This is a genomic window from Methylotuvimicrobium buryatense, from assembly GCF_005931095.1.
Taxonomy (GTDB): Bacteria; Pseudomonadota; Gammaproteobacteria; order Methylococcales; family Methylomonadaceae; genus Methylotuvimicrobium; species Methylotuvimicrobium buryatense.
In genome coordinates, this window is the sequence record NZ_CP035467.1 from 1,244,865 (window position 1) to 1,261,287 (window position 16,423).

Consider the following 16,423-nt stretch of genomic DNA (forward strand, 5'->3'; position numbering starts at 1 on the left):
TGCTTACTTATACTGAAGCACTTCCTATGCCAAATTTTCTAAAATCAAATAAGTTATTGATATTAAATAATAAATTATTTGACTTGGCAGCGCGGTCAATGCGCGATAGTCGGCATCAATACGAAACAATGGCTTTTAATGCCCAAAAGTAACGTTTTATTGAAACAGACTCCCTATTTTGGTGCATGAGTTGGATGAGTTTTATACCCATCGTAGATCAAAATTCGGCACCGGGGTGTCCGCCAAAGGACGCCGTGAATACGTCCATGTAGGCTCTATGCCAGCTCCATGCTGGCAAAGCCTTTGTCGGACACCCCGGCGCCTCCTCGGGCACTGCCGAAATTTGAAGTGCGAAAGGTATATAAAAATGTTATGGCTTGCTTAGCTCCGGAGTATGCATGAATCCATTTCGAAAAAATGAAAGCCGATGGAGGCCGCGTCAGGTTTTGTTGTTCAGCGGACATATGATCGATGCGCCGGATCGGGACAAACCCAGATTTCCAGCCGATAAGGAAGCTGTCGCCGCGAAAAAAATAGCCGATACCCTCGATACACTTGGAGCGGGCCCGGAAGACTTGGCATTAACGCAAGGCGCCTGCGGCGGCGATATTCTGTTTGCCGAAGCCTGCCTGCAACGTGACGTAAGGCTCCATTTTTTGTTGCCATTTGAAGAACCGACATTCATTCAGAGATCGGTGTTGACAGGAGGTGAGTCTTGGCGGGACCGTTACTTCGCGATTAAACCGCACGCAAAAATTAAAACCGCACCGGTCGAATTGGGTCCGCTGCCTGAGGGTGTCAATCCTTATGAACGCTGCAACCTTTGGCTGCTATACTCGGCATTGGCTTACGGCACGGAAAAAGTGCGCTTCATTTGTCTCTGGAACGGAGAGGGCGGAGATGCCCCGGGAGGAACGGCGCATATGTATCATGAAGTGAACGATAAGGCCGGTCAGGTGTATTGGTTGAATACCCGGGAATTGTGGTGAAGTGCTTCACGGATCGTATTGCTTTTACTGACGCTTGGATCAACAATAGACGGGGCGGTATGGAATAAACGGTCGATCATCGTAAACCGAAATATTTCGTAAGGATGTTTACTCCGTTTTGATTGAAAAACTGTGCTAGCCGCACCCCATACCTTCATAAGGATTACGTGATAAATAACGTCCTGGAACTGTAAGCTTTGTTGAGGGTTCGGTAACTCGCTTGACAGGATGCCGTGTACGTCCGTGTAGGCTCTATGCCAGCTCCATGCTGGCATAGCTTTTGCCAGTGCCATGGATGGCGTGAATGTCGATTTTGCAGGAGCAAAAATCGACCTAACACCCCGGCGCCTCCTCTGGCATTGCCGAAATTTGAAGTGCGAAAGGTATATAAAGGGAGGAGTATGAAACAATGTTTTGTCATACAAGGCTACGGTAAGAAAATCGATTACACCAACGGCCGGGAACTTGATCTCGATGCCTCTTACGAAATCATCAGAACGGCGGTCGAGTCGGCGGGGCTGGAATGTGTTCGCGCCGACGAAATCGTTCATTCCGGTACGATCGATGTGCCGATGTACGAACGCCTATTGAATGCCGATCTGGTCATTGCCGACCTGTCCACTTACAACGTCAATGCAGCTTTTGAACTCGGTGTGCGTTATGCTTTGCGACCGCATACGACCATCGTTTTAGCCGAAGAGCAGTTTAAAAGCCCTTTCGATATGTCGCATATCGTAATTCGGCGCTATAAACATTTAGGAGAAGAGGTCGGCTACAAAGAAGCTCGGCGCCTCATGAAAGAGTTACAGGAGGCGATCAAACAAATTATCGGCAACCCCGTAACCGACAGCCCTGTCTATACCTATTTGCCGCAATTGAAGCCTCCGCAATTATCATCGCGACTGTTTAAATCGGTGGCTATACCTTCCGCACCGAAACCGTCCATTACGTTAGCTGGAACTTCGTCGAGCCCGGTCGCGCAAATCGTCGGGGAGGATAATCCCAGCGCCAAGACGATGCTTGACAAGGCAATGGAGCGCATCAAAAACGACGACTTTTCGTCGGCCAGACTTTTGTTGCAAGAAGTTAATAAAATGCGCCCCGACGATTCGTTCGTAGTTCAGCAATTGGCCTTGGCAACTTATAAAAGCAAGCAACCTTCCGTTTTCGAGGCGTTGGATGCGGCCTGCGAGATTCTCAAAGTATTGACCCCGGAAACTTCCAACAATCCTGAGACGCTGGGTTTATGGGGCGCGATACATAAACGCATGTGGGAGGAATGCAGTCGTCCGGAATGCCTGGAAAAGAGCATATCCGCTTATGAACGCGGTTTTTATATTAAACAGGACCATTACAACGGTATCAATCTGGCTTACCTATTGAATCAGCGGGCCGTTCACGCGTTGCAAGACGGTAATCGCGACGAGGCTTTGGCGGACTTTGTGCATGCCAAACGCGTGCGTAAAGATGTCATTCGATACGCGAGCCCGTTAGTCGATAAGTTGGAAGATAAGCATGGTCGTTATTGGGTGATCGCCACGCTCTTTGAAGCGGCGATAGGACTTGGTGACAAACAGGCGGCAGCTAAATGGTACGCCCAGGCCAAAGCCATGGACGTGCCGAATTGGATGCAGAAAACCCGCGAAACTCAAGCGATAAAATTGAAAGATTTGCTCACGCAATATGTAGAGTTGACCAACAATAACAATTAGAGGTGGGATGATGAATTCAGTCGAAACGGCGGACAAAATTTTATCGGGAAGCGAATTTCCTGATTTAACCGGCTTAAAAGAACTGATCGGAGAACTGAAAGGCGAGTTGGAATTCGGTAAAGCGCGTAGGGTGTTGGAAAAGGCTCGTGACCTTTATCCGGAAGACATTTGGGTCGTTCAACAATTGGCCTTATGCACCTATAAGGACGAAGAACGCTATCCCAAGCATCGCTTCGAAGAAGCATTGACATTGCTGGAATCTATCGGTCTGCGCGACTCCAAAAAACGGGACGCTGAAACCTTATCGTTGGGTGGAGCGGTGTATAAAAGACTCTGGGAATTCTGCGGACAAATAGACCATCTTTATGAAAGTCTGTCGTTTTATCGGGCAGCTTTTGAAACCGATCCGGAACGGGATTTGGGTTATGCTGCGAATAACGCGGCATACATCTTGGATTTACTCGCGGCGCGCGCCGAAAGCCTGGAGCACCGAAACGACATAAAGACCAAGGAAGCGCAAAAATTCCGAAAAGAGGCATCGGGTCTGCGCGAAAAGATTTTGGAGAATTTGTCGGCTCGGCAAAACGATCCCGACCTGTCCAAAAATTATTGGTTTTCGGCCACGATCGGCGAGGCGAATTTCGGTTTGGGAAATTATGCCGAAGCGGGCCAATGGTTGGCCAAGGCGCGTGCGACAAAACCGAAAGAATGGGAGATTCAATCCACGTTCAGACAGTGGGTGAGTTTGGCGAAAATTCGAGGTCTCGATGTGCCCGCGGAAACGGAAAAACCTGATGTTTGGCATGAAGCTTGGCAAGCATTGCGCCAACTGCTGGGGGACGAAACGGCCAATGCGTTGATGTGTTATCGCGGCAAAGTCGGGCTGGCTTTGTCGGGCGGGGGATTCCGCGCATCGTTCTTCCATTTGGGGGTATTGGCCAGACTGGCAGAGGCCGATGCGCTTCGCGGTGTCGATGTATTGTCCACCGTTTCGGGCGGTAGTATTTTGGGTGCTCATTATTATCTGGAAGTGCAGAAGCTACTTGAAGATTCGACGAAGAAACTCAATCGCGATGATTATTTGGATATCATCGAAAAGCTGCAAAAGGATTTTTTACGGGGCGTACAAAGCAACATCCGTATGCGCGCTTTCGACGATTTTATCGATAATGTCAGGATGTTGTTTTCCAAGCGTTATACGCGCAGTCATAAATTGGGCGAGCTTTACGAAAGTAAATTGTATTCTCAAGTGGACGATGGTAAAACCGATCTGCCGCGCAAAATGCCGGATTTGTTGGTGGAACCCGCACAAGGCAGGTTCAAGGGCAAGGAATTCAGGCCTAATTTCCATAACTGGCGACGGCGGGCTAAGGTGCCGATTTTGATGCTGAATACCACCTCGCTGAACTCCGGCCATAATTGGTTCTTTACCGCCAGTTGGATGGGCGAACCGCCAGGGTTGATCGATATCGACAGCAATGATCGCTATCGTCGGCTGTATTATTGGCAAGCGCCGGAAGAAAGCCTGAAAAATTTCCGATTGGGTCATGCAGCGGCGGCATCCTCTTGTGTGCCCGGTTTGTTCGAACCGCTCGTATTGGAGGGTTTGTATCCGGAGCGTGCCGTCAAATTGATCGATGGCGGCGTCTTCGATAATCAAGGCATCCAGGGCTTGATAGCGGAAGGATGCACGTTGATTTTATGCAGTGACGCCAGCGGGCATTTGAACGATTCGTATGATCCGGCCGACGATCCGGGCGGCGTGGTATTGCGGACAGTGTCGGTGTTGCAGGACAGAATTCGCGAAGCCCAGTATCAAGATTTACAGGCACGTCTGGATAGCAAGGCGTTGGAGGGCTTGTTTTTTGTACATACCCGAAAAGATTTGGCGACGCAACCTTTGGATTGGATAGGCTGCGACAATCCCAGTAAGCAAGCTAGTGAAGAGCAGCTGACGTCTTACGGTATCGCCAAGGATCTGCAGGATAAAATTGCCGCACTACGCACCGATCTTGATTCGTTTACCGAAGTGGAAGCGTATTCGCTGATGGCAAGCGGCTATTTGATGGCGGAGCGGCAAATGAAGGATTTGGATCAGAGGCACAAGGCGGAGGGGAATCCAGGTACCTGGGGCGATTTCGACATACATGCAGCACCCCAAAGAAATTGGGAATTCTTGAAATTGAAAGACATTCTGGCCGAAAAGCCAGGGCAACAGGCGACAGTGCAAAGAAAGGACCTTGATTTGCAATTGAAAGTCGGCAACGGCTTGTTTTTCAAGGCCTGGCATCTGATGCCCGCTTTGAAAATCGCTGCGTTTGCCGCCATCGGCTTGATGCTGTGGATGTTGTACAAATTGGTGGTTTCGCAATGGCACAGCATCGTATTTTCAATGTCGGTGGGCGGATTGGTGCTTGCTCTGGTGGGCCTCGTGGCGGCTTTATTTTTACCGGCGATGAAGTGGTTGAATCCTAAAGAAGAGGTTCGCAGCATCGTCATCAAGGTCGCGATTGCGTTGACCGGCTACCTCATGGCCAAGCTGCATTTGCTGCTTTTCGATCGTTTGTTTTTGGAACGAGGCCGACTGGCGCGATTGCTAAGTTTGAAATAAACAAACCGTGTGCAATACAGGCCGGCAATGCGAAATTAAGGACCGAAGATATACCCATCGCAGATCAAAGTTCGGCACCAGGGTGTCCGTCAAAGGACGCCGTGAATACATCCCTCTAGGCTCTATGCCAGCTCCATGCTGGCAATGCCTTTGCCGCACACCCTGGCGCCTCCTCAGGCACTGCCGAAATTTGAAGTGCGAAAGGTATAAAGTGAGGTCTTATGAATTTACTGGACGGGCAGCTTTTTTTTGCATTAATTGCCGCACTGATATTGTCTTGGTTTGCGGGCCTGCTTATTGCTCGGCGTTATCGCAATAAAGTACTCGAGCTGATGATGGTTGGTGATGCACCCGATGACTCGGTTGCTAAGGATTTGGTCGTAAATAACTTTCCTATTTCACGGCGTCCTGTCAAGCGAGTTACCGAACCCTCAGCAAAGCTCATAGCTCCCGGACGTTATTTATCAAGAAACTCTAAGGCCGATTCAACGTTTTTGGCCGATAGTGAGGGTGACCGGTTTTCGGTCGAAGGTGTCGATTTGTTTCGGCAGAATTCCCATGCACTTTGGCGGTTACGCATCGCATTTACGCTGGTTTCGGCTATCGTTGCAATAATTGTTGCCGTTAGCGCACAGGTAGCTTATGTGGAAGAGGCCTATAGTTGGCGCCGGACGACGATTCTGACTTTGGTTTATGCGTGGCCGTTAGTGCCGGGAATAGGATTGTTGGAGCGTTGGTCGCGATGGAGAATTCTGATCGTATCTGTGTCTTATATGTTATTGGCCGGCATGGTGGTTATTGTAAGCTCTTACGACAGACAGATTTCGATCGAGATGATGTTTTGGTTATTCGGTCAGCAGGTGCCGCTATTAGTCTTTGTGTTTTTTATGACCGGTCCGAAATTACGCGCCGTCGGACCTTATTTGTTGGTCGTGTTTTTTTTATTGGCCGCCTCATCGCTGACCTGCTTAAGTGTTCTCGAACAAGCGCTGGGGGACGAACCGGATTCTTGGGTAATGGATTGGGTTTCGGCAACGAATGCTTATTTCGTTTTTATCTTGTTCAGTGTTGCACCATGGCTGTTGGCTTATTATCCGGTTCGTCTACTGGCGAGAAGCGTTGCTACGGCTTATCGCAAAAAACTATTTTCGGAACCCTTATACCTGTTCTCCGGTTTATGGGCAGGGCAAACGCATTAAAATTACTTTCCTAACAGCAATTTAGCGCGGTAGCGATCGTTCCAGGCGGCTTTGAGTCTTTTCTTTTTCATGCTGAGTTTAGATTCCTCTTGCTGGAACAGATTGACACAGATATGCCGGATGGTGGTCATAATCGCAGCGGCATTACCTTTTCGAATTCGGTTGTCATCTTCTCGAAAGACCACGTCTAAGCGCCAGTGCAATTGGTTTTCAATACCCCAGTGATGGCGCACAGCCCGCGCAAATAGCTGCGCATCGGCTTTAATGCTGTTAATGAAACAACGCTGCTCGATTGTTACTTTATCGCCGATGTGGCATTCGCGCTCCACGAAGCCAATGCTGCGTAATTCTTTCCAGAGCTCCGTTTTCGGGAGCGTACAAAGCTCCTCGGTAATCCAATAACGGCGGGTTTCTAAACGCCCATGGTCGTTGTCGATTTCTTCGTGATAAGCGTATTCGACGTGGTTAAAATTCGCTTGCTTGGCCGTGTTGAAAAAATCCTCGACGGCTTCATGCAATTCGCCTTGATTGCCTTTCAGGCCCAAACAGTAATCACCGCCTTGATCGACGATTTGCTCAGCAATCGTGCGCTGGCAGCCCATGGCATCAATGGTCACAATACAACCTTTAAGTTCTAGCAAAGCCAATAGCTTCGGGATTGCGGTAATTTCATTCGACTTTTCTTCGGTCGCTTCTTGGCCGAGCACTAATCCATTCGCACAACCCCAGGCGCTGACCATGTGCAACGGATTTTGGCCGCGTTTGCGGTCATGCGAACGGCGTGCGGTTTTGCCATCTATCGCAATCACTTCATCGGGTATCACTTCGCGAATGGCGTTCACCCAATCTATAAAGCAACGTTGAAATTCTTTCGGTGACAATCGAGAAATGACATACGCCAAGCAATCATGCGATGGAATGCCATTCTTTAACGGTACAAACTGCCTTAACCAATCTAATTTATTATGGCCAAACTCTTCAATGGCTTCCCAACCCTCAGCACCGCTTAACGAGGCGCAAACAGTGAGTACAATGATATCCATCAACTGATGAAGTTTCTTACGTTCAATTCGGGGATCAGTCACGTTGGAAAAGTGCTTAATTAAACTGCAGTCCGTTGGTAACATACGCAAAATTCCGATACGATACCTCTAAACTCTATGTTTTAACAGTATTTTTAATGCGTTTGCCCTGGGTTTATGGGCTATTGCCTTGCTTTTTCATGCGATGGTGCTTAGTCATTCGCTCGGTTTTCAGGCGTATTTAGTCTTATTTGCCTGGGTTATTATTCCTCTGTCGTTTGTTGTGTTGACCCCAGTGTTGCGGCAACGTCATCAAGCGCCGACATTGTTGCTATTGCGCGTGTTTCGGTCGGATGACCGTATTGAAACGTTATTCGATCAAGTCGTCGAGCGGTGGCGTTATTCCGGCAATACCTTGTTGATAGCAGGCAAGGATTTATCATTGCGCACGCTTGAGCCTGACGAATTGTTTACGTTTTTGAGCGGACATATACAAGACCGTTTCATCAGCAGCGAGGCGCGATTGCAACAAGCTTTGCAGGATTTGGATTTGTTACCTGACTTGGATGGGCGGTTTCGTGTCAACGATTTTTTTTGCTTCGACGGTACTTGGCAGAGGGTATTGTCCGTGTTGGCGCATCGAGCGAATTGTGTTTTGATGGATTTAAGGGGTTATTGTTCGGAACGGCGAGGTTGCAGTTATGAACTTAGTGTACTCGCCGCTATGCCGCATTTACGCAAGCTGATCATTTTGTTCGATAAACAGACGGATAGAGAAACGGCCGAGCATTTACTGAAAAGCAGTCTTACAAAAATTGATTGGATAGACAGCGATGCGAAGAGCGACTTTGAGTTCTCGCAGAAAATTTTGAAACCTCTATTGACAGCGTGAATTGGTACGCATGCTAACGATGATGAGTTCATTTCTTTTTTGGAGTTTGATGCTATGACTATAACGACCTTAATGAATGATGCGCGAATCGAAAAGATTATCGCAGATGCAAATGATCATGACGACCAATGGCGATACGATCTACAGCGTTTTTTGAACGGCGATGCTTCGTTGACGCGAACATCGGCCGGCGAAAGCGGTATCAAGGCGATTCAGCGCTTGCTGATTTTCTTGGGTTATTCGACGACATCGACCGGCGCCTTTTCGATCGATGGCGATTTCGGCCGCGGCACCAATCGTGCGGTAGCACAGTTTCAGTTCGAGCACGATTTGAATCCGGCGATTAGCCGAAAAACGATATGCTACGAGTGTCAGTGGAATACCGCGCGATCCTTAATTACAGTCATACCGGATGCCAAATTGACTTTGACTACATTGGAAAAAATGCTCAAAGCCATGCTAGATAGGATTGACGCCGGACATATCATGACCGGGCGGTTCGATGATGCGATCTTTCATTTGAATGCATTGCATAAAAGGCGTTTTTTGGATTGCCGGGGCATTCTCGGTCGCTATGGAGAAATGGCGCAACAGGCTTCGAAACAAGTCGAGCAAGAAAAAGGCGTTACAGTCCGCCCCGAATGGATTTTAGCGATCATTCGTCAAGAAACCGCCGGCGTCATAAGACCGAGATTCGAACAGCATTATTTGTCGCGTTTGAACAAACAGCATCCCGACGTGCCGCTGGAAGAACTACGCATGCAATCGATGAGTCTCGGATTGGGGCAGATCATGGGAGCTAATTTCAAAATGGTCGGAGCGAAATCGGCGACGGAGCTTTTTACCGCGCCGGCCGAACAACAGGTGGCTTTTGTCGCGCGATTCCTAACCGGCAGAAAAGACGCGGTTAAAAAAGCAAAGCCTGAAGAGGCTGATTTTCGGAGTGTCGCCAGATATTACAACGGACCGAAATACGAAGCCCATCATTATCATGAGCAACTAGCCCGCTGGTACCGGGAGTTTAAGGCTTTAATGTAATAAACCGAATACTCATAATCCTACCTGATTAGCAAGTTTCTTCAGCTAAAGCCCAAAAACCAGCATGTCCCTAGCAGGACGGGGTTTGCAACCCCGTCCTAAACGTTTTGACTTTGGCCGAAGTCAGCCGAAATGTTTAGGGCAAACCGAAACGTTGGGGACGGGTTAAATAACCCGTCCCGCAGAAGTGGCTACGACTCGCCACTGCTCGGACAATTAGCTTCAGCAAGCTGAAGCATCTTGCTAATCAGGTAATCCTATAAAGAGCAGTTGGGAGCCACAAACTAACCGCTCACCTTGATTCCTTCGGCAGCGCTCAGGGGTGTCCTGTAGAAGGCTGAAGGGTAGTTTGAGGCTTCACTATGCCGGCGAAAGTGTTGTAGACCATTCATGCTTCATAATCCGTTATTGCGGTCACAGAGTATTTGTCAAGGTAAATTTATGGGCTACTCACTTAACGCGGGACAGTTTAAGGTTAATCCTCATAAGCGCAAACTTAGTGCCTATTCTATGGTGCGTTTATGGCTTTATTCGACATATCGGTATGGGTTGTCGATATCCATGTTGCATGGATATGGTGCTACGCATTGCCATCCTTGGCCCTGGATTCCGCCAATCCCTGGCGGAATGACGAGTTCCTTCCTTAAGTTGGCGCTTATGCCCTGGCGCCACCCCTGTTTCCGTTTTTACTGTAGATTAAAGCGACAGTGAGCAATTGCTGCTCGAGCATCAATCTAGAAGCTGGATATTGAAACAGGCCTCCCGTCAAGCAGCTATTTGATTAGCCGAGCGACGACGGCTTCTGGCCACTAGACCGGTCAAGCCTATCGCCAATAACGCCAGGCTGCCAGGTTCTGGGACGGAGGTTAGAGGGATCGCCGGTGAAGCCAGCGTACCGCTTGCCGATACTGAATCTCCGGTTTTCGTGAAACTCCATCGGAGGCTGGTATCGGTATTATCACATGAGTTTCCTCCCGTTGCACACCCTCCAACCTGAGTACCTACCTGGTTGCCTGGATAATATATTCCTCTAGTGAAGACATTCAGAAAGTCGGCGCTCTGAGAAATGATAGCCAGCTCAGTTGCCGTATAGGAGCCTTGTAAGGTTGCATCACCGACAATATTCCATGACGAAATATCAGAGAGGTTTAATGGTCCGGCCAGCGAAAAAACGGTTCCAGTGACAAAATCACTGTAATCGCCTGTATTGATACCGTAGACAGGCAAAACAATCGTTATGAACCCCGGGTTGCTTAAATCGGTTCCCGTGATGGTTGCACCCGATGTGCCGATAGACGAACTACCATCGATACCAACTAGTGCGGCTTGTGAATGAATGCTGAACAAACTGCCGCCTAATATCAGTGCGGTAACAGCCAATGTGTTCTTAATGTTTTGTTTCATGTAATAACTCCTTACAAATTAAATGGAATCGCCAAAACCCGCGCAGGCTTTGCCGAGGTTTTTCTGGACATTGCCTTCCTCTTCCATTTTCTGGCTGTCCATTATTTTGCCAAAGGCTTCCTTAACGTTGCTTTTGGCTTTTCCAACAAGGCCTTATGCTTGATTCTTATTCATAAACCCCTCGGGAATTATGAGTTTTACCAAAACAGCGTGGAATGTGCTCCCAACGCTTAGCGCACACCATACGCTTAGAAACGGACACGCTCTGTACGCCAACACACATAGATTAGGATATAGAAGATATACCCGTCGTAGATCAAAATTCTGCGCCGGCGTGTCCGCTAAAGGACGCCGTGAATACGTCCATGTAGGCTCTATGCCAGCACCATACTGGCAAAGCCTTTATGAGCGCCATGGATGGCGTGAATGTCGATTTTGCAGGAGCGAAAATCGACCGGACACCCAGGCGCTTCCTCAGCAGCAATTCCCAATTTGGAGATCAAAAAGGGTGTGGGGTATTATGCTTGGCGAGGATGTCGGCAGCAGGGCAGATTTTTGCTCCTGCAAAATCTGCATTCACGCCATCCTTGGCGCTTGCAGATTTTTGCTCCTCGGCAATTGCTCCTGCATTGCCCTACTACACGCCATCCTTGGCGCTCGAGCTGCCGCCAAGCCCCCATGGATGGGTTTACGGCGTTCCTCGACAGGCATACCCCACACCCTAAAATCGGCGAAACTGCTCAAACTGGGAATTGCTGGCCTCCTCAGGCACTGCCGAAATTTGAAGTGCGAAAGGTATAATCATTTTTGGGGAATGGGATCAGGGCGGATGGGGTCGCCTAAGTAGCGGCGAGCAAGACTGCGAATCTCGGAGGGTGAAAGCTCATAAGCGCGCCAACTTAGTGCCTACTCTATGGTGCGTTTATGGCTTTATTCGTCATATCGGTATGGGTTGTCGATATCCATGTTGCATGGAAGTGGCGCTAGGCATTGCCATCCTTGGCCCTGGATTCCGCCAATCCCTGGCGGAATGACGGGTTTTCCTTAACTTAGTGGAAGTGACGCAGAGTGTAGGAACGATGAATAATCGGGAAGTTTTTTGTTACGAAAGCTTTAGGAGAAACAATGACCCGGTTCAAGCGCCTTCAGCCAATGCGCGTTTCGGTGGAACCAATTGCTCGCCGCCGGATAAACCGGACACGACTTTGATTTGGCCGTCCGGCAAGGTGCGGCCTAGGCGGACGAAACGGCGCTCGATTTGGCCGTTGTTTAGTATCCAGACGACATCGAGTTGGCCGGCTTGATGCACATAGTCTTGCGGAATCGAAAGCAATCGCTCTTCGCCTTGCGGAATGCGGATTCGGACAAACAGGCCGGGGTACAAGCCGGGGCGGCTGTCGATGCGCATTTTGATTAAAAAGTTTCGTGCGCCGGGGTTGGCGGCCGGGACGATTTCTTCGATGACCGCAGGTAAGGTCAGTTTCAATGCTTCAATACTGATTTCGAGTGACTGTCCGGTTTGTAGGCCGATTGCGACCGATTCGCGGATAAAGGCTTCGACGCGAAGCGCCGCCGGATCGTAAAGCGTCAGCAGTTTTTTGCCCGGATAGGCGACTTCGCCAGGCTCGGCGTGCCTGTCGATGACTCGGGCCGGAAAAGTGGCCCTGATTTTACTGAAATCCTGAATGGAGCTGGTTTCTTGTAGCTGTGATCCGGCCGCCGCGCGTTGCGATTTGAGGCTTTCATAGTCGCTCTTGGCCGCATCTAGAGCCGCTTGAGTTGCGCTTTCCTGTGCAAATAGTTTTCGGGTACGCAGATAATGCGACTCGGCGCCGGCCAGGCGCGCGTTCAGCGCATTAATGTTTTGTCTCGCCTGCGCGGTTCGGGCGGCAATGGCTTCATCGTCGAGCGTAATCAATAAATCGCCCGGCTTGACGCTATCGCCCGATTTGACATGAATCGTTTTGATGCGTGCTTGAACTTGGGCGCTGATATCACCGGACTGCTTCGATTCCAGCGTGCCGGTGGCCTTTTCGAAGACCGGCACCGTCACTCTTTCGACCGTTAGACTAGGGCCTTGATAAGCCGGGCTGCTTGCTAAGATTTCGGGTTTGATTTTGCTTTGAAAGGCGCCGGCCATCCACAGAATCATCAATAACAAGATCAGTAGGGTAACACCTGATAGAGCCAGCGTCTTTAGATTATTCGATAAAGTTATATTGTGGCTAGTCATGTTGTGGCGTTCTCGCTTTTGGCATAGATCAAATAATAAACGGCAGGTATCACGAACAACGTAAACAATGTCGAGGCGATGATGCCGAAGATAATCGCTATCGCCAAGCCGCTGAATACTGGGTCGAGCACGATAACTAGGTTACCGAGTAAGGTAGTTCCGGCGGTCAATAATATTGGGCGCATTCTGATGTTGCCGGCTTGCCGTAAGGCGTCCTTCAATCCCAGTCCTTCGTTTCTGGCTTGTGTGATGAATTCGACCAAAATCAACGAGTTTCTGACTACAATGCCGGCCAGAGCGATCATGCCGATCATCGCGGTTGCGGTGAATAGGACCGGGTCGGGACTGCCGTTGATAAAACGTTCTCCGAATTGATTCAACATCCAGAAGCCGGGCATGATGCCGATCACGGTCAGCGGAATCGACGACATGATGATCAGCGACAATGTGGTCGAGGCGGTCTGTATCCGCAATACGAAAAAGATACCGACCAGCGCGAAAGCGAAGGCGATGCCCATGTCGCGGAATACGTCGACCGTGATTTTCCATTCGCCTTCGCCGCCCCAACCGATCGTGATGTCGTCGGGCAATTGCCAGGGAATGCCGCCGCCGGAATTTAGAAACGTGCGGCTATTCCAATTCGGAGCCGAGGTTTTCGAACCGTTCAAATCGGCATTGATATCCGCGATCACTTCGGCGGGCGTGCGGCCTTCCAATTCGGCCATGACATAGACGACCGGTTTTAAATCTTTGTGATAAATCGATTTATCGGTTTCGGATTCGACGAAGGAGCCCAGTTCGGCCAGCATCAAGGCTTCGGCGGCCGGATTTCTATCGGGCTTGATCGGTAATACGCCCAGATCGCGCCGGCTACTGCGAGCGCTTTGCGCAAGCCTGAGTTTAATCGGGACAGGGCGGACTTCCCGTTCGAGATGGAAATAGCCGGGAATATGGCCTCGATTCGCAAGGCCTAAGTTCATTGCGAGGTTTTCGGTGGAAATTCCGGCCAGCGCGGCTTTTTCCTTATCGGTTTCGAAACGCCAACGCGGTTGACTGTCTTCAACACTCGAATCGATATCGACGACAAAGGGTTCCTTCGCCATTCTATTCATGACGACTTGAGCGGCCTGGCGTTGTCGTTCGTAAGGCGTCAGTGTGCCGCCGTAAATTTCCGCGACCAGTGTGCTGATGACCGGCGGGCCGGGCGGAACTTCGACGACCTTGATCGAAATGCCGTCGGCATTGAGCGGCGCCAGCAAGGCTCTAAGTCTTAATAACACGGCATGCGATTGATGTTCGCGTTCTTCCTTCGGTGCCAAGGTCAAGCGGATGTCGGCCAAATGCGGCGCGATGCGGTAATCGTATTGTCGGACCAAGCCGTTGAAGTCGATCGGCGACGGGGTGCCGACGAAAGCTGCGATCGCATTGACTTCCGGCAGTCGTGCCGCAATTGCGGCGGCCGAACGAGTAACGGCCGCGGTGTGTTCGAGCGTGCTTCCCTCCGGCATGTCGACGATGATCTGCATTTCGTTCTTATTGTCGAAAGGCAGTAATTTTAAAGGTACTAGGCGCAATACCGGCAGTAGTGCAGTCAAAACGAACAAGACCAGCATCGCGATGATGACGATCCAAGCCGACTTGCGATTGGCGATGCACGGTTCGATCAGTTTTTCATAGCGGCTAGGTCCGGTTGTCGTTTCAAGATCGTCTTCGGCCGGTTTCAAAGCCTTGCCGGCTAGCCACGGCGTTACGATGAAGGCCGTGACTGTCGATAGAATGACCGCTACCGGCACGTTGAATGCCATCGGCGCCATATAAGGCCCCATCATGCCGGTAATGAAGGCCAGCGGAATGAAGGCCAGAATGATCGTGATCGTCGACATCAGCAGCGCCGGGCGGATTTCGGCGATCGCCGCGACGATACGTTCATTCAAGCTACCTTGGCCAAGACGCATATAGCGTTCGACATTGTCGACGCCGGTGATCGGATCGTCGACCAGCAGCCCGAGCGACAGGATCAGAGCGAATAAGGTCACGCGGTTGATCGTATAGCCGAAAAACATATCCAGCGCCAAGGTTGCGCCGTAACAGACCGGAATCGCCAAGCCGACCACGAGGGCAGGGCGCCAGCCAAGAAAGATACCGATGAATAACACCACCGTAACCACAGCAAACGCCAGGCTCGTGGTCAGGTTATTGACTTTTTCATCGGCGGTTTGGCCGTAATCGCGCAAAACTTCGATGCCAATTTCGGGCGGCAGCAATTCTTGTTGCAACTGCGCCAATTTACGATGCACATTCTCGGCGACCGCGACCGCATTGGCGCCGCGTTTTTTTGCGACCGCGATCGTGATCATCGGGTAATCGTCCTTGAAATCGGCGGATAAGGGGTGCCCGTCGGCAAACTGAATCCAGCTGTAATGATCCGGTTCTTCCGGGCCGTCGGTGATTTCGGCGACATCGCGCAAATAAATCGGAATGCCGTCGACGATATTGACGACCAGTGCGCTCAATTGCTCGGTCGTCCTGATGAAATCGCCCGCTTGCAATTGAATCGAACGATTATTAACCGAGACGAGTCCGGCATTATGCAGTTGATTGGCTTGTCGAATGGCGCTTGCGATTTCTATAGCCGTGGTTTTTCGGGCGGCCATGCTTTGCGGATTGAGCATGACATTTACCGTCCGTGCACGCCCGCCGACCACGTTGATTTGATTAGTGTCGGCGATCTGCTGCAATTGCACGGTGATTTCATCGGCAAAGCGGCGCAATTCATAGTCGCTGTACAAGTCCGGCGCCCGGCTCCAAAGCGAAGCCAATACGATCGGAACGTCGTCGACTTCGACCGGTTTGACTTGCCATTCGGTTACCGCTGCCGGAATTTGATCCTGATTCGAATAGAGTTTGTTATAGGTATTCAGTAAGGCATCTTCTCGGTCCTCGCCGACAAAAAAGCGTAAAGTTACGATAGCTTGACCATTGCTCGAGCGGGAATAAACGTGTTCGACACCGGTAATTTGAGTCAGCAGTTTTTCCAAGCGCAAGGTAATCTGCTTTTCGACTTGTCCTGCGGACAGGCCTGGCGCGGCAACGATGACATTGGCCATCGGCACGACGATTTGCGGTTCTTCCTCGCGCGGCGTAAATGTCAGCGCAATCGCGCCGAGCGCCAAAGACAGAGTAAAAAAGAATACCGGCAGGCCGCCCTGCAGCGCGTAAGCGACAAGGCGGTCTAGTGGGTGATTGAAGGATGTGGAAGAAGTGGTCAATTTATTTTAATATTAGTGGGCTCTAATATAGTGATTTATAGCATAGCTGGCATA

Annotated in this window: 10 protein-coding genes; 6 read left to right on the top strand and 4 right to left on the bottom strand. The window is 50.2% G+C overall.

The window, feature by feature from the left end; all coding sequences use genetic code 11:
* Positions 1–398: 398 nt before the first annotated feature.
* The 4 genes from EQU24_RS05765 to EQU24_RS05780 all read left to right on the top strand — a co-directional run bounded on the left by EQU24_RS05765 (position 399) and on the right by EQU24_RS05780 (position 6,511).
* Positions 399–989, top strand: a complete 591-nt coding sequence (locus tag EQU24_RS05765; protein WP_026130121.1) for a hypothetical protein — start codon at positions 399–401, stop codon at positions 987–989.
* 401 nt (positions 990–1,390) lie between these two features.
* A complete protein-coding gene (locus EQU24_RS05770; RefSeq protein WP_017840402.1) occupies positions 1,391–2,701 on the top strand; it encodes a TRAFs-binding domain-containing protein in 1,311 nt (436 codons plus the stop codon).
* A gap of 7 nt (positions 2,702–2,708) precedes the next feature.
* The gene (locus EQU24_RS05775; protein ID WP_138767099.1) at positions 2,709–5,312 is read left to right on the top strand and encodes a patatin-like phospholipase family protein; all 2,604 of its coding nucleotides are present in this window, start codon (positions 2,709–2,711) and stop codon (positions 5,310–5,312) included.
* Positions 5,313–5,533: 221 nt separating this feature from the next.
* Complete coding sequence (locus EQU24_RS05780; RefSeq protein ID WP_017840400.1) at positions 5,534–6,511, top strand: hypothetical protein; 978 nt, start codon at positions 5,534–5,536, stop codon at positions 6,509–6,511.
* A 2-nt stretch (positions 6,512–6,513) separates the two neighbouring features.
* Here EQU24_RS05780 and EQU24_RS05785 read toward each other — a convergent pair whose 3' ends face one another.
* A complete protein-coding gene (locus EQU24_RS05785; RefSeq protein ID WP_017840837.1) occupies positions 6,514–7,638 on the bottom strand; it encodes an ISAs1 family transposase in 1,125 nt (374 codons plus the stop codon).
* Between the two features lie 85 nt (positions 7,639–7,723).
* On the opposite strand from EQU24_RS05785, the gene EQU24_RS05790 reads away from it, so the two are divergent.
* Both EQU24_RS05790 and EQU24_RS05795 read left to right on the top strand, forming a co-directional pair.
* A complete protein-coding gene (locus EQU24_RS05790) occupies positions 7,724–8,425 on the top strand; it encodes a hypothetical protein (RefSeq protein ID WP_138767100.1) in 702 nt (233 codons plus the stop codon).
* A gap of 54 nt (positions 8,426–8,479) precedes the next feature.
* Positions 8,480–9,463: an N-acetylmuramidase domain-containing protein gene (locus EQU24_RS05795; protein ID WP_138767101.1), complete on the top strand. Its 984-nt coding sequence runs from the start codon at positions 8,480–8,482 to the stop codon at positions 9,461–9,463.
* Between the two features lie 765 nt (positions 9,464–10,228).
* Here the strand turns inward: EQU24_RS05795 and EQU24_RS05800 are convergent.
* From EQU24_RS05800 to EQU24_RS05820, 3 genes are all read right to left on the bottom strand, one after another.
* Positions 10,229–10,867, bottom strand: coding sequence for a PEP-CTERM sorting domain-containing protein (locus EQU24_RS05800; protein ID WP_017840396.1), 639 nt, complete (start codon positions 10,865–10,867; stop codon positions 10,229–10,231).
* Between the two features lie 1,135 nt (positions 10,868–12,002).
* Entirely contained in the window at positions 12,003–13,100 is a 1,098-nt protein-coding gene (locus EQU24_RS05815; protein ID WP_017840395.1) for an efflux RND transporter periplasmic adaptor subunit, read from the bottom strand.
* A complete protein-coding gene (locus EQU24_RS05820; protein WP_040575313.1) occupies positions 13,097–16,369 on the bottom strand; it encodes an efflux RND transporter permease subunit in 3,273 nt (1,090 codons plus the stop codon). The genes EQU24_RS05815 and EQU24_RS05820 overlap by 4 nt, the downstream gene beginning before the upstream one ends.
* Between the last annotated feature and the right edge of the window lie 54 nt (positions 16,370–16,423).